Annotated in this window: 17 protein-coding genes; 10 read left to right on the top strand and 7 right to left on the bottom strand. The window is 67.4% G+C overall.

What is annotated here, in order from left to right; genetic code table 11:
• Positions 1-15: 15 nt before the first annotated feature.
• The 5 genes from C8C96_RS17445 to C8C96_RS17425 all read left to right on the top strand — a co-directional run bounded on the left by C8C96_RS17445 (position 16) and on the right by C8C96_RS17425 (position 5,431).
• Entirely contained in the window at positions 16-1,017 is a 1,002-nt protein-coding gene (locus C8C96_RS17445) for an NAD(P)-dependent oxidoreductase (RefSeq protein ID WP_121943113.1), read from the top strand.
• A 146-nt stretch (positions 1,018-1,163) separates the two neighbouring features.
• Positions 1,164-2,123 carry an ABC transporter substrate-binding protein gene (locus C8C96_RS17440; RefSeq protein WP_056067582.1) on the top strand — a complete coding sequence of 320 codons (960 nt, stop codon included), beginning with the start codon at positions 1,164-1,166 and terminating at the stop codon, positions 2,121-2,123.
• Positions 2,124-2,339: 216 nt separating this feature from the next.
• Positions 2,340-3,548: an MFS transporter gene (locus tag C8C96_RS17435; RefSeq protein WP_225581158.1), complete on the top strand. Its 1,209-nt coding sequence runs from the start codon at positions 2,340-2,342 to the stop codon at positions 3,546-3,548.
• A 155-nt stretch (positions 3,549-3,703) separates the two neighbouring features.
• A complete protein-coding gene (locus C8C96_RS17430; RefSeq protein WP_056744393.1) occupies positions 3,704-4,750 on the top strand; it encodes a methionine ABC transporter ATP-binding protein in 1,047 nt (348 codons plus the stop codon).
• A 15-nt stretch (positions 4,751-4,765) separates the two neighbouring features.
• A complete protein-coding gene (locus C8C96_RS17425; protein ID WP_056067588.1) occupies positions 4,766-5,431 on the top strand; it encodes a methionine ABC transporter permease in 666 nt (221 codons plus the stop codon).
• A gap of 170 nt (positions 5,432-5,601) precedes the next feature.
• Here C8C96_RS17425 and C8C96_RS17420 read toward each other — a convergent pair whose 3' ends face one another.
• From C8C96_RS17420 to C8C96_RS17405, 4 genes are all read right to left on the bottom strand, one after another.
• Positions 5,602-6,381 (bottom strand): N-acetyltransferase, encoded by a 780-nt coding sequence (locus C8C96_RS17420; protein WP_199737489.1) that lies wholly within the window; start codon positions 6,379-6,381, stop codon positions 5,602-5,604.
• Positions 6,382-6,480: 99 nt separating this feature from the next.
• A complete protein-coding gene (locus C8C96_RS17415) occupies positions 6,481-7,515 on the bottom strand; it encodes a tripartite tricarboxylate transporter substrate binding protein (RefSeq protein WP_121943112.1) in 1,035 nt (344 codons plus the stop codon).
• Positions 7,516-7,576: 61 nt separating this feature from the next.
• Complete coding sequence (locus tag C8C96_RS17410; RefSeq protein ID WP_121943111.1) at positions 7,577-8,881, bottom strand: glycerate kinase; 1,305 nt, start codon at positions 8,879-8,881, stop codon at positions 7,577-7,579.
• Positions 8,882-8,922: 41 nt separating this feature from the next.
• Positions 8,923-10,011 carry a tartrate dehydrogenase gene (locus C8C96_RS17405; RefSeq protein WP_121943110.1) on the bottom strand — a complete coding sequence of 363 codons (1,089 nt, stop codon included), beginning with the start codon at positions 10,009-10,011 and terminating at the stop codon, positions 8,923-8,925.
• Positions 10,012-10,178: 167 nt separating this feature from the next.
• On the opposite strand from C8C96_RS17405, the gene C8C96_RS17400 reads away from it, so the two are divergent.
• Complete coding sequence (locus C8C96_RS17400) at positions 10,179-11,153, top strand: LysR substrate-binding domain-containing protein (protein ID WP_121943109.1); 975 nt, start codon at positions 10,179-10,181, stop codon at positions 11,151-11,153.
• Between the two features lie 111 nt (positions 11,154-11,264).
• Positions 11,265-11,852, top strand: coding sequence for a DUF1566 domain-containing protein (locus C8C96_RS17395; protein ID WP_121944071.1), 588 nt, complete (start codon positions 11,265-11,267; stop codon positions 11,850-11,852).
• A 55-nt stretch (positions 11,853-11,907) separates the two neighbouring features.
• Here the strand turns inward: C8C96_RS17395 and C8C96_RS17390 are convergent, their stop codons facing one another.
• Both C8C96_RS17390 and C8C96_RS17385 read right to left on the bottom strand, forming a co-directional pair.
• Positions 11,908-12,309 carry a carboxymuconolactone decarboxylase family protein gene (locus C8C96_RS17390; protein WP_099730036.1) on the bottom strand — a complete coding sequence of 134 codons (402 nt, stop codon included), beginning with the start codon at positions 12,307-12,309 and terminating at the stop codon, positions 11,908-11,910.
• Entirely contained in the window at positions 12,236-12,715 is a 480-nt protein-coding gene (locus C8C96_RS17385; RefSeq protein WP_121943108.1) for a MerR family transcriptional regulator, read from the bottom strand. Before C8C96_RS17385 ends, C8C96_RS17390 begins: the two co-directional genes overlap by 74 nt.
• Before the next feature lie 291 nt (positions 12,716-13,006).
• Here C8C96_RS17385 and C8C96_RS17380 point away from each other — a divergent pair, with 291 nt between their 5' ends.
• A complete protein-coding gene (locus tag C8C96_RS17380) occupies positions 13,007-14,146 on the top strand; it encodes a zinc-binding dehydrogenase (RefSeq protein WP_121943107.1) in 1,140 nt (379 codons plus the stop codon).
• Between the two features lie 259 nt (positions 14,147-14,405).
• Here C8C96_RS17380 and C8C96_RS17375 read toward each other — a convergent pair whose 3' ends face one another.
• Complete coding sequence (locus C8C96_RS17375) at positions 14,406-14,699, bottom strand: DUF4148 domain-containing protein (protein WP_121943106.1); 294 nt, start codon at positions 14,697-14,699, stop codon at positions 14,406-14,408.
• 280 nt (positions 14,700-14,979) lie between these two features.
• Between C8C96_RS17375 and C8C96_RS17370 the strand changes: the two genes are divergently transcribed.
• Positions 14,980-15,288 carry a hypothetical protein gene (locus tag C8C96_RS17370; RefSeq protein WP_055397526.1) on the top strand — a complete coding sequence of 103 codons (309 nt, stop codon included), beginning with the start codon at positions 14,980-14,982 and terminating at the stop codon, positions 15,286-15,288.
• 323 nt (positions 15,289-15,611) lie between these two features.
• Complete coding sequence (locus C8C96_RS17365) at positions 15,612-16,700, top strand: DUF6817 domain-containing protein (protein WP_121943105.1); 1,089 nt, start codon at positions 15,612-15,614, stop codon at positions 16,698-16,700.
• The last annotated feature ends 73 nt before the right edge of the window (positions 16,701-16,773 follow it).

Raw genomic sequence — 16,773 nt, 5'->3', positions numbered from 1 at the left:
GAGATCGGATACGCCATGAATGCCGTGCTGGCCCCCCGCCCGCTGGTGGTGTTGAACCAGACCGGTGCCGAGGCCGATGCCCTGGTGGCCGCTGCGGGCTTGCCCGTGGCCCTGGCCGACGATGCCGCTGTGCCTGCCTGGGAGCGTGCCGCTGATGCCGATGTGCTGTTCACCGGCCCGCGCAATGGCTGGCGCAATGCGCCCGCGCAGCCCCCGGCGGGCTGGCCGGGGCGCCTGCAGTGGGTGCATGTGGCGTCGGCGGGCATCGACTTCTTTCCGCCGTGGTTGCTGCAGGTGCCGCTGGTGACATGTTCACGCGGTGTGGCGGCTGTGCCCATTGCCGAATATGTGATCACGGCGCTGCTGGCACACCAGCGCGACTGGGACACACTGCGCGTGCAAGGGGCAGACCCATGGCGTGAGACCTTTGCGCGGGTGGACCAGCACCTGCCTGGCACCCTGCAGGGCCGCACCCTGGGCATTGCGGGCTATGGCGCCATTGGCCGAGCAGTGGCCGTGCGCGCACAGGCGCTGGGCATGCAGGTGGTGGCGCTGCGGCGTGGGGGTGCGCCGGTGGATGGAGGGGGTGAAGGGGGTGAAGGCGTGCAGGCGGTGGGCTCCATCGAGCAGCTGCTGGCGGCGTCTGACCACCTGGTGCTGGCCCTGCCCATCACCGCGCAGACCTACCACCTCATCAACGCGGCCACGCTGGCCCATGCGCGGCCGGGGCTGCACCTGGTGAACATCGCGCGCGGCGCCCTGGTGGACCAGCAGGCACTGCTGCAGGCGCTGGATGCGGGCCGCCTGTCGGGTGCCACGCTGGATGTGACCGACCCCGAGCCTCTGCCCGACAGCCACCCTCTGTACCACCACCCGCGTGTGCGCATCACGCCGCATGTGTCGTGGGCCGCACAAGGGGCTGCGGAGGTGACGGCGCGCAAGTTTGTGGGCAACCTGCAGCGCTTTGTGGCCGGGCTGCCGCTGCACGACGTGGTGGACAGGGAGCGCGGCTACTGAGCGCCGCAGGCCAGCGGGCCACCCCCACCCACACCCCGCGCGCGCATGCGAAAACCGCATATGGATGCTTGCAAGCCTTCGTTGGCGCCGCGTGGGGTGGGTGATGCAATGAATGCCGAATCAACCTTGCCTTCATTGACCACACCATGCTGCGCCGCCAATTCCACCATCTGCTGACCGCCTCGGTCGCTGCCAGTTCGTTCCTGTCGCCCGTCCTCACCCATGCCCAAACCTCGTCGCGCGTGCTGCTGCGTGCGGGCGACCAGAAGGGTGGGCTGCAGGCGCTGCTGGACGCAGCGGGCGAGCTCAAGAACCTGCCCTACGACATCAAGTGGAGCGAGTTCCCGGCGGCTGCGCCGCTGGCCGAGGCGCTCAACGCCAACGCGGTGGACTTTGGCCCCATTGGCGATGCGCCGCTGCTTTTTACGCTGGCGGCGGGCAGCCGGGTCAAGGCGTTTGCGGCCAGCCGCTCAGATGCCTACGGCACGGCTGTGCTGGTGGCGCCCCACTCGCCGCTCAAGACGGCGGCTGACCTCAAGGGCAAGAGCATTGCCACCAACCGGGGCTCCATCGGCCATCTGGTCACCCTCAAGGCGCTGGAGTCGGCAGGCCTCAAGGCCGACGATGTGCAGCTGCGCTTCATCCCGCCGCCAGACGCCAAGTTGGCGCTGACGCAGGGCTCGGTCGATGCCTGGGCCACGTGGGAGCCCTACACCGCGCTGGCCGAGACCAGCGGCCATGCGCGCGTGCTGGTCAGCGGCCGGGGCCTGTGGTCGGGCCTGAGCTTCTTGGCGGCCACCGATGCGGCCCTGGCAGAAAAGCGTGCTGCGCTGGCGGACTTCAAGGAGCGCGTGGCGCGCGCGCAGGTGTGGTCGTACCAGAACGCCAAGCCGTTTGGCCAGTCGCTGGCGCGCATCGTGGGCATTCCGGCCGATGCGGCGCAGCTGCAGTTTGAGCGCCGCGCCACCCGCTGGCAGGACATCGACGCTCAGGTGCTGGCTGACCAGCAGAAGACGGCTGACTTCTACCTGGCGGCGGGTCTCATCAAGCAGCGGCTGGATGTGCGGGGCACGTTCGACACCAGTTTCAATGGGGGCAAGGGCTGAGGACGGCTGCTCCCGACCTTTCGCCGTTCGGCATTCACCGTTTGCAGCTCGTCCGTCCCGGTGGGCGTTGGGTGGGTTGAAGCGCTGGATGTCGTTCGCCAACCATCAACGGAACACGCTGGTGTGTCCAACGCGCCCCTCCCTGACCTTGAGCCACCGGGGTGCATGCCACCCCGCGCCAGCAACCTTGCGCTGGCCGCACCACAATCGGGTCATATGACCTCTTCTTCGACGATGCTGCGGGTGATCAGCCTGGCAGCCTTTTGCAGCATGGCTTCCATGCGTGTCTGCGACCCGATGCTGGTGTCCCTGGCACGCGAGTTTTCTGTCACCACGGGCGATGCGTCGGCCGTCATCGCGGCGTTTGCCGTGTCTTATGGCGTGCTGCAGTTGTTCTATGGCCCCCTGGGCGACCGGCTGGGCAAGGTGCGCGTGGTGATTGGCGCCACGTTTGCCTGTGCGCTCTTCAGCGGCGTGACGGCGCTGGCGCCCACGCTGCCGGTGCTGGTGGCGGCGCGGGCTGCCATGGGGGCGTCGGCGGCAGGCATCATCCCGCTGTCGATGGCATGGATTGGCGACAACGTGCCGTACGAGCAGCGGCAGGAGACCCTGGCGCAGCTGATGGTGGCCACGGTGTCGGGGATGATGGCCGGGCAGTGGTTTGGCGGCTTTGCGGTCGAGGCGCTGGGCTGGCGGGCTGCGTTTGTGGTGCTGTCGCTGCTGTTTTTGACCGCCGCCAGCCTGCTGTGGCGGCAGGCCCGCGCCATGGCGGCCAGCACGCCGGCACCTGCGGCTGGCGGTGCGGTACCGCCCGCTTTTTCGCTGTCGGCGTACCTGGCCAACACGGCCGCGCTGCTGCGCATGCCCCGGGTGCGCTGGGTGCTGACCGTGGTGGCGGTGGAGGGCGCCCTGGCCTTTGGCACGCTGGCTTTTGTGCCCGCACGCATGGTGGACGGGTTTGGGCTGTCGGCCTCGGCGGCCGGCGGGGTGATGGTGCTGTATGGCGTGGGCGGGCTCATCTACAGCCTGCTGGCGCGCCGCTGGCTGGCGCTGCTGGGTGAGCGGGGCCTGGCGCTGATGGGCGCCTCGCTGATTGCTGCCGGGCTGTTGCTGCTGGCCTGGGGGCCTGTGGCGGCCTGGGGCGTGCTGGGCTGCTTCTTTGCCGGGGTGGGGTTCTACATGCTGCACAACACGCTGCAGGTGCAGGCCACGCAGATGGCGCCCGAGGCCCGGGGCACAGCGGTCACGCTGTTTGCGTGCCTGCTGTTCCTGGGGCAATCGCTGGGTGTGCTGCTGGTGGCGGCCAGTGTGGATCGGGGCTGGATCGCGCCCGTGTTCTCGGTGGCCGCACTGGGGGTGCTGGTGCTGGGCGCGCTGGTGTCGCGCAAGGTGAATGGCCGGGTGGCGGTGCCCGCGGGAGCGTAGTCTGGAGTCGGCCGCACCGTGTAAATAACTTTGATGTCTTATTACTTTATTTTTTGATAGTTTGATTCTTTATGGCGCAATAGTACATTCCCTGATCTTTGTGTCTTTTGGGGCCGAACCCGCGCCGCCCGGCGTGTGGCGGCCCTTTGTGTTTCATGATCGAACTACGGGGTATCACCCAAACCTACCAGGGCTCACAAGGCCCGGTCGAGGCGCTCAAGGGCATCGACCTCACCATCCAGCCGGGCGAAGTGTTCGGCATCATCGGCAAGAGCGGCGCGGGCAAAAGCTCGCTGGTGCGGGTGATCAACCTGCTCAACCGGCCCACCACGGGCCAGGTCATCGTGGGCGGGCAGGACCTGACCCAGCTGAACGACGCGCAACTGCGCGAGGCGCGCCGCGAGATCGGCATGGTGTTCCAGCACTTCAACCTGCTGTCGTCACGCACCGTGTTTGACAACGCCGCGCTGCCGCTGGAGCTGGCGGGCATGGACAAGGCCGCCATCCGCGAGCGTGTGAACCCGCTGCTGGAGCTGGTGGGCCTGTCGGCCCTGGCCGACCGTTACCCGGCGCAGATCAGCGGCGGGCAAAAGCAGCGTGTGGGCATTGCGCGTGCGCTGGCCAGCCGCCCCAAGGTGCTGCTGAGCGACGAAGCCACCTCGGCGCTGGACCCGGAGACCACCCGCTCCATCCTCGACCTGCTGCGCCAGGTGAACCGCGAGCTGGGCCTGACGGTGGTGCTCATCACGCACCAGATGCAGGTCATCAAGCAGGTGGCCGACCGCGTGGCCGTGATCGAGGCTGGCCGCATCGTGGAGCAGGGCCGGGTACTGGACGTGTTCACCCGCCCGCAGCAGGCCATCACCAAGAGCCTGATCGACGAGATCCTGCCGCAAGAGCTGCCCGCCAGCGTGCTGGACCATGTGCGCAAGCTGGCAGGCCAGCTGAGCGCAGGACGAACCGGCCAGCTGCTGCGCCTGTCGTACGCCGGGGACAGCGCTTACCAGCCCATCCTGTCGCAGCTGATCCGCCAGTTTGGCGTGGACATGAGCATCCTGCACGGGCAAGTGGATGAGATCCAGGACGAGACCTTTGGCTCGCTGGCCGTGTACGCCAGTGGCGAGGCCGAGAGCGTGCGGGGCGCCGTGGCGCACCTGCGCGCGGGCGGGGTCGAGGTGGAAGAAGTGGCCGTGGCCGGTTAAGAGGGAGCACACATCATGTTCAACAACTTCACGCCAGCCATGCTGGATCTGTTTGCTTCGTCGCTGTGGGAGACGCTCATCATGGTCGGCATCTCCGGCCTGGTGGGCGGCTTGCTGGGGGTGCCGCTGGGCGTGTTCCTGCGCCTGACCGATGACGGCGGTGTGCTGGAGAACGGCCCCGTCAACAAGCTGGTGGGCTGGCTGGTCAACGCCGTGCGGTCCACGCCCTTCATCATCCTGCTGGTGGCCATCATCCCGTTCACGCGGCTCATCACCGGCTCGTCCATCGGCACAGCCGCAGCCGTGGTGCCACTGACCATTGCCGCTGCCCCGTTTGTGGCCCGCCTGGTCGAGGCCGCGCTGCGCGAGGTGGACCACGGCCTGGTCGAAGCCGCGCAGGCCATGGGCGCCACCACCAGCCAGATCGTGTGGAAGGTGCTGCTGCCCGAGGCGCTGCCCGGCATCGTGGCGGGCCTGACCATCACGTTCGTGAGCCTGACCGGCTACTCGGCCATGGCCGGTGCCATTGGCGGCGGCGGCCTGGGCGACCTGGGCATCCGCTATGGCTACCAGCGCTTTCTGCCCGAGATCATGCTGGCCGTGGTGCTGGTGCTGATCTTCTTTGTGCAGGCCGTGCAAAGCCTCGGCGACTGGGCAGTGCGCAAGCTGAGCCACCGTTGAGTGGTGGATGGTTTGCTATTGAATCAATAGCTGCTGGCGCATGATTCACTAGCGCTTGTGGCCTTTTTGGCTTCAAACCCACGCGTGGAGGCACTGCGCGGGCCTCTGCGGGGGGCTCTGCGCTGGTCCTGGCTCTCTCGCACCCTCTAGGAGAGGTGCAGAAGCCAATCTCAGCCCGGCACCCGGTAGTGGTAGCCGTAGGCCGTCGTGAACCCCATCGATTCATACAGCCGCAGCGCAGGCGTGTTCTGCGCCCGCACCTGCAGGTAGGCGCTGGTTGCACCGGCCTCCATGCCCCAGTGCAGCAGCGCCTGCACCAGCGCGCGCCCGCGTCCGCCGCCCCGGTGTTCAGGCGCCACAGCCAGGTCGTACAGGCCCACCGCGCCGCGCTCCAGCACCGCCAGGCCAAAGCCCACGGCGTGGCCCTGGGCGTCGTGTTGCAGCGCATAGCCCACCGGGTGGGCGATGGCGTCGAGGATGCTGCGGTGCAGGTTGCGGTGGTGCGGCGCCACGCCGTTGGCCGCCGCAAAACCTTCCAGCCACGCGGGCGATGGCGAAGTGCTGACCACGGTGCTGCCATCGGGCCGAGGCACCGCGCCCGGCGCCAGCAGCCGGTGCAGGACCAGCGAGGGGTCAAAGTGCTGGTAGCCCGCGTCCGCCAGCTCCTGGTCGGCCTCGGCCGGGGCCAGGGGGGAGATGCGGAACACGGCGGGCAAACCATGCCGCGCATACAGCGCCGCCGCCGCCTCGCGCACGCCGTCGAACGGCGCGCCGGGCACCAGCGCGTTGACCGAGTTGGCGCGCTTGGTGTAGCCGCCCGACAGCCGGAACACCCAGCCCCGGTGAAACACCGTCTGGTGCGCGGGCCAGGCGTTGAAGGCGCGCTCTTCCAGTGCGCGGACGAGGGCAGCGGGTGCGGTGTTGGCAATGGGGGCGGCGGTGTCGGTCATCGCAGGTTTATACCAACCCACCTTGACCATTCAACTCGCCAGCCACCTTTTGCTATCACCTTGTACGACGACTCTGTGCAACCGCTCTTTACCACCGGGTCAGTCGGTGGTGATCTTGTTGTCTGCCACCAGCTTGGCAAAACGTGCGGTGTCGGCCGCAATCTGCTCGGCCATCTGCGCAGGGGTGTTGCCGATGGGTTCGGCGCCAATGTCCTGCATGCGCTTTTGAAAATCGGGCGACTGGATGACCTTGACCATTTCGGTGTTCAGCCGCGCCACCACATCGGCGGGCGTGCGGGCGGGGGCCAGCACACCAAACCAGGTGCCGATGTCAAAGCCCGCAAAGCCGCTTTCTTGCAGCGTGGGCACGTCGGGCAGGGTGGACGAGCGCTTGGCCGTGGTCACCGCCAGGGCGCGCAGCTTGCCCGCCTTGATGTGCGGCAGCACGGGGGTGACGGTGTCGAACGACATCGACACCTGCCCGCCCAGCAGGTCGGTGGTGAGCGGGCCGCTGCCTTTGTAGGGCACATGCAGCAGGGGCTGGCCGATGGACGTGGCGAACTGCGTGCCGATCAGGTGCTGCGCCGTGCCCGCGCCGTTGGAGCCGTAGGAGAACTTGTTGGGCGTGGCCTTGATCAGCGCCACCAGCTCCTTCACGTCCTTGGCGGGCGTGGCCGCACTCACAGCCAGCACGTTGGGCACCAGCGCCACGGTGGTGATGGGTGCAAAACTCTTTTGAAAGTCGTAGTTGAGCTTTTTGTACACGCTCGTTGCAATGGTGTGGTGCACCGCGCCCATCAGCAGCGTGTAGCCGTCGGCAGGGGCCTTGGCTACGTAGTCGGCCCCGATGGTGGCGCCCGCGCCGCCCCGGTTTTCCACGATCACGGGCTGGCCTAGGGCTGTGCCCAGTTTTTCGCCCAGCGCACGGGCCAGCACATCGGTGGTGCCGCCCGCTGCAAAGGGCACAACGATGGTGACGGGCTTGGCCGGCCAGGCCTGCGCGTGCGCCGGTGCGCTGGGCAGGGCACAGGCAGCGCCAGCCAGGGCGGCCAGCGCCAGCAGGTGGTGCCGGCGGGTGGATGGCGTTGTGGGCGGCGTTGATGGTGGGTGGTGCGGGGTTGCAATGCGTGTCATGGTTGTCTCCGTTGGGTTGTGTTTCTTGTGGTTGCTGGGCTAGGGACGTCGGTGCATGGCGTCAGCCCGTGGCTGCGATCAGGATCGCGCGGAAGTCGTTGACGTTGGTGCCCGTGGGCCCGGTGACCACGGCGTCGCCCAGCGCGCCAAAAAAGGAGTGGGCGTCGTGTGCGTCCAGCGCGGCGGTGGGGTGTTGGCCCAGCGCGGCGGCGCGCTCCAGCGTGTCGGGCGTTGCGATGGCGCCTGCCACGGGCTCCAGGCCATCGATACCGTCGGTATCCCCGGCCAATGCGTACACGCCGGGCAAGCCCTTGAGCGACAGGGCCAGGGACAGCAGGCATTCCACATTGCGCCCGCCGCGCCCCGGGGTTGGCATGGCTTGCCCTGGTGCCAGTGCGCGCAAGGTGACAGTGCTTTCGCCGCCACTCAGCAGCACGCGGTGCCGTGGTGACGGGGTCTTGGCGGCGTAGCGGGCGACACCGGCCAGCACGGTGCCCATGTCGCGAGCTTCGCCCTCCAGTGCATCGCCGAGCAGCGTGGGCTCGATGCCCGCCTGGCGCGCCACCTGGGCGGCTGCCTGCAGGGCCAAGTCGGGTGTAGCAATGACGTGGGTGGTGATGGGGCCCAGCCGGGTGTCGCCGGGCTTGATGCTTTCGCTGGCGGCAGTGTCCAGTGCGGCCAGCACGGCGGGCGGCAGCGCAATGCGGTAGCGCTGCAAGATGGCCAGCGCCTGTGCACGGGTGGTCGGGTCGGCCACGGTGGGGCCCGAGGCCACGTCCAGCGGGTCGTCTCCCGGCACATCGGACATCACCAGGTTGACCACGCGGGCGGGGCTGCAGGCCAGGGCCAGCCGCCCGCCCTTGATGGCCGAGAGGTGGCGCCGCACACAGTTCATCTCGCCGATGCTGGCGCCGCTGCGCAGCAGGGCCTGGTTGAGCGCCTGCTTGTCGGCTAGCGTGATGCCCGGCAGCGGCAAGGGCAGCAGCGCCGAGCCGCCGCCCGACCACAGGCCAATCACCAGGTCTTCTGCTGTGAGGCCCGCCACTGCGGCCAGCATCTGCTGCGCAGCAGCCAGGCCCGCCGCATCGGGCAGGGGGTGGGCAGCCTCCAGCACGCAGACGTGCTGGCAGGCGGCAGCATGCCCGTAGCGTGTGACCACCACGCCAGACAGCGGCGTGGGCCAGTGGGCCTCCAGCACCTGCGCCATCTGCGCCGATGCCTTGCCCGCGCCGATCACCACCGTGCGGCCCCGGGGCGGGGCAGGCAGGTGCAGCGGCAGGCATATCGCGGGCTGCGCGGACGCGATGGCGGCGTCGAACATGCTGCGCAGCCAGTGGCGGGCCTGGGTGTCGATGTGCGTGCTCATCGGGTCGTGGTGCAGGGCGCAGTGCGTTGAGGCCACGCAGCTCAGGCGGCCTTTTGCAACGGCGTGCTGCCGATCAGCGCGCACACGGCGTCAGTCACCTGTGCCGTGGTGGCCGTGCCGCCCAGGTCGCGGGTGTGCAGGGCGGCGTTGGCGGTGACCTGTTCGATGGCCTGCATCACGGCGCGGGCGGCTTCGGCCTCGCCCAGGTGCTCCAGCAGCATCACCACCGACCAGAAGGTGCCGATGGGGTTGGCCAGGCCCTTGCCCATGATGTCGAACGCCGAGCCGTGGATGGGCTCGAACATGCTGGGGTAGCGGCGCTCGGGGTCGATGTTGCCGGTGGGCGCAATGCCCAGGCTGCCCGCCAGCGCGGCGGCCAGGTCGCTGAGGATGTCGGCGTGCAGGTTGGTGGCCACGATGGTGTCGAGCGTGGCTGGGCGGTTGACCATGCGGGCCGTGGCAGCGTCCACCAGCTCCTTGTCCCACTTGACGTCGGGGAACTCGGTGGCCACCTGCGCGGCAATCTCGTCCCACATCACCATGGCATGGCGCTGCGCGTTGCTCTTGGTGATGACGGTGAGCAGCTTGCGGGGGCGGGATTGGGCCAGGCGGAAGGCGTAGCGCAGGATGCGTTCCACCCCCACACGGGTCATGATGGACACATCGGTCGCCGCCTCGATGGGATGGCCCTGGTGCACGCGGCCGCCGACGCCCGAGTATTCGCCCTCGGAGTTTTCGCGCACGATGACCCAGTCCAGGTCCTTGGGCGTGCAGCGCTTCAGGGGCGCATCAATGCCCGGCAGGATGCGCGTGGGCCGCACGTTGGCGTACTGATCAAACCCCTGGCAGATCTTCAGGCGCAGGCCCCACAGCGTGATGTGGTCGGGGATGTCCGGGTCGCCCGCCGAGCCGAACAGGATGGCATCCTTGCCGCGCAGCGCATCGAGCCCGTCGGCCGGCATCATCACACCGTGGGCGCGGTACCAGTCGCCGCCCCAGCCAAAGTTTTCGAACTGGAACTGCAGGCCCGCATGGCGGGAGGCCAGGGCTTCGAGCACGCGCTGGCCGGCGGGAATCACTTCCTTGCCGATGCCGTCTCCGGGGATGGTGGCGATTTGGTAGGTTTTCATGAAGGTCTTTGGTCTTGGTATGTGAAAGCGTCGGGAAAGGCCTGTGGGGATGTCGTGCCGCGAAAAGCGGGTGGAACAAAAACAGTGAGAGCGACTGTAGGCATCCGCTCGTTGTAAAAACGGCGCTCAAGTGAATCTATCGTTAACCTGCAGTTGATAATGCGGCGATGAGCTCTACCATCCAGCCCGCAGAACTGGGCTTCTTCTCGGCACTGGCGGCCAGCCCCAGCCTGAGCGCCGCCGGGCGCGAAATGGGTGTCTCCACCGCCGCCGTGAGCAAACACCTGGCGCAGATGGAAAAGCGCCTGGGTGTGGTGCTCATCAACCGCACCACCCGGCGCATGAGCCTCACGCCCGAGGGCGAGCTGCTGCTGGAGCACGCGCGCCGCATCCTGCGCGAGATCGATGCGCTGGACGAACTCATCGTGCAGTCCAAGGCCAGCCCCAAGGGCCTGCTGCGCGTGAATGCCACGCTGGGTTTTGGCCGCATGCACATCGCCCCCGTGATCTCGGACTTTGTGCGCCAGTACCCCGAGGTGGATGTGCAGCTGCAGCTGTCGGTGCACCCGCCACCGATCACCGACGATGCCTATGACGTGTGCGTGCGTTTTGGCGAGCCGCCCGACGGCCGCGTGATTGCCCGCCGCATGGCTCCCAACCGGCGCGTGCTGTGCGCCGCACCCGCCTACCTGGAGCAGCATGGCAGGCCCCGCGTGCCGCGCGACCTGATGGAGCACCAGTGCATCGGCATCCGCCAGGGCGACGAGGCCTACGGCCTGTGGCGCCTGACCACCGGGCGTGGCAGCAAGGCGCACACCGAGTCGATCAAGATCACCGGCAACCTCACCACCAACGACGGCGAGATCGCCGTGTTGTGGGCGCTGCAGGGCCACGGCATCGTGATGCGCGCCGAGTGGGACGTGAACCGTCATCTGGCCCAGGGCCTGCTGGAGCCCGTGCTGCCGCAGTACCACACGCCTGCGGCCGACATCTACGCGGTGTACCCGCAGCGGCACCAGTTTTCGACGCGGGTGCAGGCGTTTGTGGGGTTCCTGGCCGAGGCATTGGTCGCGTCAGGCACGCTGGCAGGAGTGGGCGTGGGTGGCCGCACGGACAAGCGGCGGGCCGCGCGGGTTTCTTGACCTGGTGGGTGGCGCGCGGGCCGCTGCCGGGTTAGGGTGTTGCCAGGGCACCCCGTGGTGTCTCCCTGCCCCCCGGACCTGTACCTGGCTTTCATTGCCCCTGCTTTGCCCATGAAAACATTGTTGCCGCTCATCCCCCCGCTGTTGGTTGCCCTGTTGGCCGGGCCTGCGCAGGCCGCCGATTCGCAGGTGGCCGCCGATTGGTCCCTGTCCGCCGATGGCGCTTATGTGTTGGACCAGCGTGCCGGCCTGGCCTGGCCACGCTGTGTGGAGGGCATGCAATGGACCGGCAAAACCTGCACGGGCCAGCCCCTGCTGCTGGACCGTGCCGAGGCCACGGCCCTGGCCTCTGACCGCTGGAAGGCCGAGGGTGTGGGCTGGCGCCTGCCCCGTGCGACAGAGCTGCAGCGGCTGGTGGACAAGGCGCTGTCGCCCCCGGGCCTCAACCCCCTTCTGTTCCCGGCGGCGCCGGGCCAGTGGCACTGGACGTCCACCGCCAACGTGAGCGCGCCCAGCGTCAACCAGTACACCTACGGCAACATCGCCCAGAGCCGGGCGGGTGATGGCGCGCGGCAGGCGGCCATGATCAACGGCTGGGCGGTGAACCTGTCCACCGGCGAGGCGCGCGGCGATGCCGCTCGGGCCAGCAAGCTGCCGGTGCGGCTGGTGCGGCCGATGCCGGTGGGGGCCGCCAAATAGGCGGTCGCCCCGCTGCAGCCGCATCCGGCAGGACAGGGCGGGGCGGCAGGGCGCTTCAAGCGGCCTGTGGTTGTGCGTCGGCCGCTGCAAACACCTCGCGTGCCGCGGCCAGTCCGTTGAGCGCGGCCGGAAAGCCTGCGTACACCGCCATCTGCATCAGCACCTCCACGACCTCTTCGCGGGTGACGCCCACATTGAGCGCCGCCTGCAAATGCACCTTGAGCTGTGGCGTGGCGTTGCCCAGCGCGGTCAGTGCGGCGATGACTGCAATCTCGCGGCTGCGCAGATCGAGTCCGGGGCGCGAATAGATGTCGCCAAACGGAAACTCGATCAGGTAGCGTGCAAAGTCGGGGGCGATGTCGGCCAGGCTGGCGACGACACGCTCACCCGCGTGGCCGTCGATTTCGCGCAGCTTGGCGAGGCCCTGGAGATAGCGGGGTTGGGTTTGGGGGGACATGGGCGCTTCCTTGGTGGGTGGATGACGGGGTGGACCGAAGGGAAGCTTCCAGGCCCTGGTAGTGCGCGATCTTGGCTTGCAGCGCCTGTGCGGCTTGCTGCATCGTGGTGATCGTTGCCAGCACCTGCGCCAGGTGCTGTTCCAGCAACTGGCGCCGCTCGGGGGCGGTGGCGTTCCCTTCGCTGCGCAGCCGCGCAAAGGCCTGCATCTGCCCGATGGGCATCTGGGTCTCGCGCAGGCGCAGCAGGAATCCGATCCATTCCATGTCCGACGCCGCATAGCGGCGCTGGCCACCGGGTGCACGGGCTACCGGCGCAATCAAACCGGCGCGCTCGTAGTAGCGCAGGGTGTGTGCGGTCAAGCCGGTGCGTCTGGCGACTTCGGCAATGGTGAGGAGGGATGCCATGGGAACGATTCTGAAAGTTGGAGTGCACTCTAAGTCAAGCGCCGCGTGCATGACTGGGGGCTGGGCGTGTGAGAGCATGGGGTAGCCCCGTGGCTGGAGCCTCTTTTTGGCATCGTTCTTCCCGGTGCATGGTGGCCTGCCGCCGTGAACCGAGGGGACAGCGTGGTGGCGCAGCTTGGTCAAGAATGCGGGTTGGTGGTGCTGCGGCGCCGTGGAGTGCAGCACCGTTTCACCACACTGCGCAGTCCAGCGCATAGGCCCTTTGTCCCATCTTTTACCTGCGAGTCCTCCATGAACCCCTCCATCCCTACCACCGCGCTGCAGTTGCGCTCGCTTGTGCAAGCCGATGGCACCTTGCAGATCAGCCTGGAGCCGACACCCGTGCCCACACCAGGGCCCGACGAAGTGCTGATCCAGGTGCAGGCCACGCCCATCAACCCGTCGGACATCGGCCTGCTGCTGGGCCCCGCCGACTTGTCCACCGTGCAGGTCACGGGCACGGCCGAGCGGCCGGTGGCCACGGCCCGCATCCCCGAGCGCGCCATGCCGGGCATGGCGGCACGTCTGGGCCAGAGCATGCCGGTGGGCAACGAGGGCGCGGGCCTGGTGGTGGCGGCAGGCAGCTCGCCAGCAGCGCAGGCGCTGCTGGGCCGCACGGTGGCGGTGATTGGCGGCGCCATGTATTCGCAATACCGCGCCATGCCTGCGTCGCAGTGCCTGCCGCTGCCGCCAGGGACCACGGCGGCTGAGGGTGCATCGTGCTTCGTCAACCCGCTGACGGCGCTGAGCATGGTGGAGACCATGAAGCGCGAGGGCCACACCGCGCTGGTGCACACCGCGGCAGCCAGCAACCTGGGCCAGATGCTGCTCAAGATTTGCCAGAAAGACGGTGTCGGCCTGGTCAACATCGTGCGCAAGCCCGAGCAGGCGGCGCTGCTGCGCGAGCTGGGCACCCAGTATGTGTGCGACAGCAGCGCGCCCAATTTCATGGCCGAACTGACCGACGCGCTGGCCGCCACGGGCGCCACCATTGCGTTTGATGCCACGGGCGGCGGCACGCTGGCGGGGCAGATCCTGCAGTGCATGGAGGCGGCCATCAACCGCAGGGCCAAGGAATACAGCCGCTACGGCTCGGCCGTGCACAAGCAGGTGTATCTGTACGGCCACCTGGACACGCGCCCGACCGAAGTGCACCGCACCTTTGGCATGGCCTGGGGCATGGGGGGATGGCTGCTGTTCCCGTTTCTGCAGAAGATTGGCGAAGAGGCCACCCAGGCGCTGCGCCAGCGCGTGGCGGCCGAGCTGAAGACCACGTTTGCCAGCCACTACGCGCGCACCGTGTCGCTGGCAGGCGCGCTGAGTGCCGAGTCCATTGCGTTCTACGGCCCGCGCAATACTGGGGCCAAGGTATTGATCGACCCGTCGCTGTAAGCGACGTTGCAGGGGCTCTTGCGGCGCCTTGAGGGACGGTCCATTACGGCAGGCGCCAGGCAAGCTCGGCAAGTGCCATGTAGCCAGCCGGCGCCGCGTGCGCCAACAAAAAGGGCTCCCAAAGGGAGCCCGATCTGCCTGCCCGCCCCTGCGGTTCAGTTAACACTCCCCATGGCAGCGCCACCCGCAAATGCAAAGTGCCACCACCATGGGAAGTCCCGCAACTGCTTCAACCAATCTCAAGCAGTTGGTCTGCCAATTACATGGCGCTGAATTCGCCCGAAGAGATCTTGCCGGTGCGCAGGGCTTCGGCAGCCTGGGCACGCACGGCAGCGCGGTCGGCGGTGGAGGTGTAGGTCACCACACGCGAACCAGCAGGTTCCTGACTGCGGGTCTGGGCCACGGTAGCGGCTTCAGCGGCCACTTCAGCGCGGGTGCGGTTCGTGTCGAACTTCAGGGCAAATTGCGAGCTGTCGGCTTCGTCAGCCTGGGCGCCAAAAGAAGCGAAAGCGGCAACAGCAGCGACGGAGAGGAAACGGGCGGTCTTGTTCATGATGAAAATCCTTGAAGGTTAAAAAGCGTCTCAAAAAAGCCGGGTCAAAAACCATTCCTGAACCGGGTTCGGTGAGTCGCCTTGCGGGTTCGGCTCATCGATGGGATGAACTGTACGCCGATGGTGTTCACGGAAAAACTACCTGGTCGCGAACTAACTGTTCCAGTATTGAGAACAATCCTTCCATCATCCCGCGCTCCCGGGTGATCTTTCAGGGCTCGAATTCTGCTGGAAAAAACTGTATATTCATACAGTATCAAACCACAGGAGTAGCAGTGCCATGCAAGTCATCGAATCCACTTTCGTCGTCAACCTCCGCGACTATCCCGAGGAGCTTCCGCCCAAAGAGCGCATTGCCGCAGAAACTCGGTACGCCAGGGCCCTGGAAAAGCAGCTTGGCGGCCCTGAACAGGTAGCAGCTGCGCTGGACACCATGCAGAGCCTGGAGGAGTCGCCCCCCGAGGTGGTGTCCCCTGGCGATCTCACTTTGCTCAAGGCCTGGGGCAAGGCCAGCGTGGCAGCCCGGCAGGCCGGGTTCCGGGATTTGGGGGAAGGAGAGGGCGCGTACTTTGAAGTAAGGCTGGTCTGAGAGGCTGAGAGTCCTTCATCCATGCCCGCCTTGCACGCCAATACGCCCCAGCTCGTCGTTACAAATGCTCGCCATAGCCTGAGCTATGGCTGTGCTTTGCGCCTAGATCCGAGGCGTATTTGCGCGCCTTTCGGGCCCGGCTAAAAAACTCTCAGCCTCTGAGCCTGAAAGCCCGCAGCACGCAGTGGGGCTGACCGAGCCGCTGTGCAGGCGCGTGCTGGGTGTGAGGGCCGGGTCACCCCGGTGCTTGCGCACCCGCCGTGTGGGCAGATACTGTGTGTACATTGCATTACCTGCACGATCAACGCCGGAGACACAACACCATGACCCTGCCGCTTCACCCCCTGGACCCTGACCTGTTTGCCCGCGCATTGCCGCTGCTGGACGAAGAGTGGCTGACCCGCGACCCTGAACTGGCGCCCGTGCTGCCCACGGTGCTGGCGCGCAATGTGGGGCAGGACTGGCACAAGGCGGGCACGTTTCGCCACCACCTGGTGGGCGTGACGCGCACGCTCACGGTGTGGCAGCAGCCGCGCGATGTGCGCCTGCTGGGGCTGCTGCACAGCGTGTATGGCAATGCCTTTGTGGACCTGGTGAAGTTCGACCCCGCCAAGGAGCGCGCCCGGGTGCGCGAGATTGCGGGCGAGTCGGCCGAGCACCTGGTGTATTTGTTCTGTACCCAGTCGCGCACACAGTTTGTGCAAAAGGTGCTGGCCCATGCGCTGGAGGCGGACGGCAGTCTGGTGCTACAAAAAGACGGGCAGGACCACGTGCTTACACCCTACGAGGTGGCGGCTTTCATCATCGTGAGCATGGCCGACACCATCGAGCAGTGGTTCAGCTGGCAGGACGATATCTTCTCGCGCTTTCCGGACGTGCAGCATCGCAACCAGAAGGCGCACTGGGCCGCATCGCTCTGGCCCGGGCCCATGCGGCCGTCGGGGCGCATGGTGCACCAGATCAATGGCCTGGCCAAGGCGCTGCAGCACCCGGGGCTGAAGGATGTGCTGCCCATGCCGCCCGTGTTTGCGCACTGCTCGCAGCACCTGTCTGCGGCCAACGAGGCGGCAGCCACGTCGCTGTACTGGTCCGTCATCCAGCAAGACCAGCCGCTGGTGGATCTGGACGTGGCCACCGGCGTGCTGGAAAGCGCCGTGCGCCACAACCCCTGGGTGGGCGAGCCGCAGATGGTGCTGGCCCAGCTGTATCTGTCCGCTGGCCGCAAGGACGACGCCAAGGCCGCTGCCGAAAGCGCGCTGCACCTGTTCAGCGCCTGGGGCAATGCATGGGACAAGCGCGTGCAGTGGGACGCCTGGGTGGCCTGGACGCGCATCCTGCTGCAGGGCGCGACGGTGGAGGGCACGTGGCCCGAGCGGCTGGACAAGCTGAACAACGTGGCGCTGCGCGGTTGACTGGGAACATTCCCCTGAGTGGCTGCGCCACTTCCCCCTTCTCTCGAATCGCTGCGCGATTCGGGAAGGGGGA

It is taken from the genome of Acidovorax sp. 100, assembly GCF_003688355.1.
In the GTDB taxonomy this organism is placed as follows: Bacteria; Pseudomonadota; Gammaproteobacteria; order Burkholderiales; family Burkholderiaceae_C; genus Acidovorax; species Acidovorax delafieldii.
Note: the sequence above shows the minus strand (reverse complement) of the source record. Positions and strands in the feature narration are given on the sequence as shown.

Excerpts from the sequence above, each read along its gene's own strand:
- C8C96_RS17410 (WP_121943111.1), bottom strand. The coding sequence starts at position 8,881 with ATGAGCACGCACATCGACACCCAGGCCCGCCACTGGCTGCGCAGCATG.
- C8C96_RS17425 (WP_056067588.1), top strand. The coding sequence starts at position 4,766 with ATGTTCAACAACTTCACGCCAGCCATGCTGGATCTGTTTGCTTCGTCG.
- C8C96_RS17440 (WP_056067582.1), top strand. The coding sequence starts at position 1,164 with ATGCTGCGCCGCCAATTCCACCATCTGCTGACCGCCTCGGTCGCTGCC.
- C8C96_RS17390 (WP_099730036.1), bottom strand. The coding sequence starts at position 12,309 with ATGTCCCCCCAAACCCAACCCCGCTATCTCCAGGGCCTCGCCAAGCTG.
- C8C96_RS17365 (WP_121943105.1), top strand. The coding sequence starts at position 15,612 with ATGACCCTGCCGCTTCACCCCCTGGACCCTGACCTGTTTGCCCGCGCA.
- C8C96_RS17375 (WP_121943106.1), bottom strand. The coding sequence starts at position 14,699 with ATGAACAAGACCGCCCGTTTCCTCTCCGTCGCTGCTGTTGCCGCTTTC.
- C8C96_RS17415 (WP_121943112.1), bottom strand. The coding sequence starts at position 7,515 with ATGACACGCATTGCAACCCCGCACCACCCACCATCAACGCCGCCCACA.
- C8C96_RS17420 (WP_199737489.1), bottom strand. The coding sequence starts at position 6,381 with ATGACCGACACCGCCGCCCCCATTGCCAACACCGCACCCGCTGCCCTC.
- C8C96_RS17435 (WP_225581158.1), top strand. The coding sequence starts at position 2,340 with ATGACCTCTTCTTCGACGATGCTGCGGGTGATCAGCCTGGCAGCCTTT.
- C8C96_RS17445 (WP_121943113.1), top strand. The coding sequence starts at position 16 with ATGAATGCCGTGCTGGCCCCCCGCCCGCTGGTGGTGTTGAACCAGACC.
- C8C96_RS17395 (WP_121944071.1), top strand. The coding sequence starts at position 11,265 with ATGAAAACATTGTTGCCGCTCATCCCCCCGCTGTTGGTTGCCCTGTTG.
- C8C96_RS17380 (WP_121943107.1), top strand. The coding sequence starts at position 13,007 with ATGAACCCCTCCATCCCTACCACCGCGCTGCAGTTGCGCTCGCTTGTG.
- C8C96_RS17430 (WP_056744393.1), top strand. The coding sequence starts at position 3,704 with ATGATCGAACTACGGGGTATCACCCAAACCTACCAGGGCTCACAAGGC.
- C8C96_RS17385 (WP_121943108.1), bottom strand. The coding sequence starts at position 12,715 with ATGGCATCCCTCCTCACCATTGCCGAAGTCGCCAGACGCACCGGCTTG.
- C8C96_RS17370 (WP_055397526.1), top strand. The coding sequence starts at position 14,980 with ATGCAAGTCATCGAATCCACTTTCGTCGTCAACCTCCGCGACTATCCC.
- C8C96_RS17400 (WP_121943109.1), top strand. The coding sequence starts at position 10,179 with ATGAGCTCTACCATCCAGCCCGCAGAACTGGGCTTCTTCTCGGCACTG.
- C8C96_RS17405 (WP_121943110.1), bottom strand. The coding sequence starts at position 10,011 with ATGAAAACCTACCAAATCGCCACCATCCCCGGAGACGGCATCGGCAAG.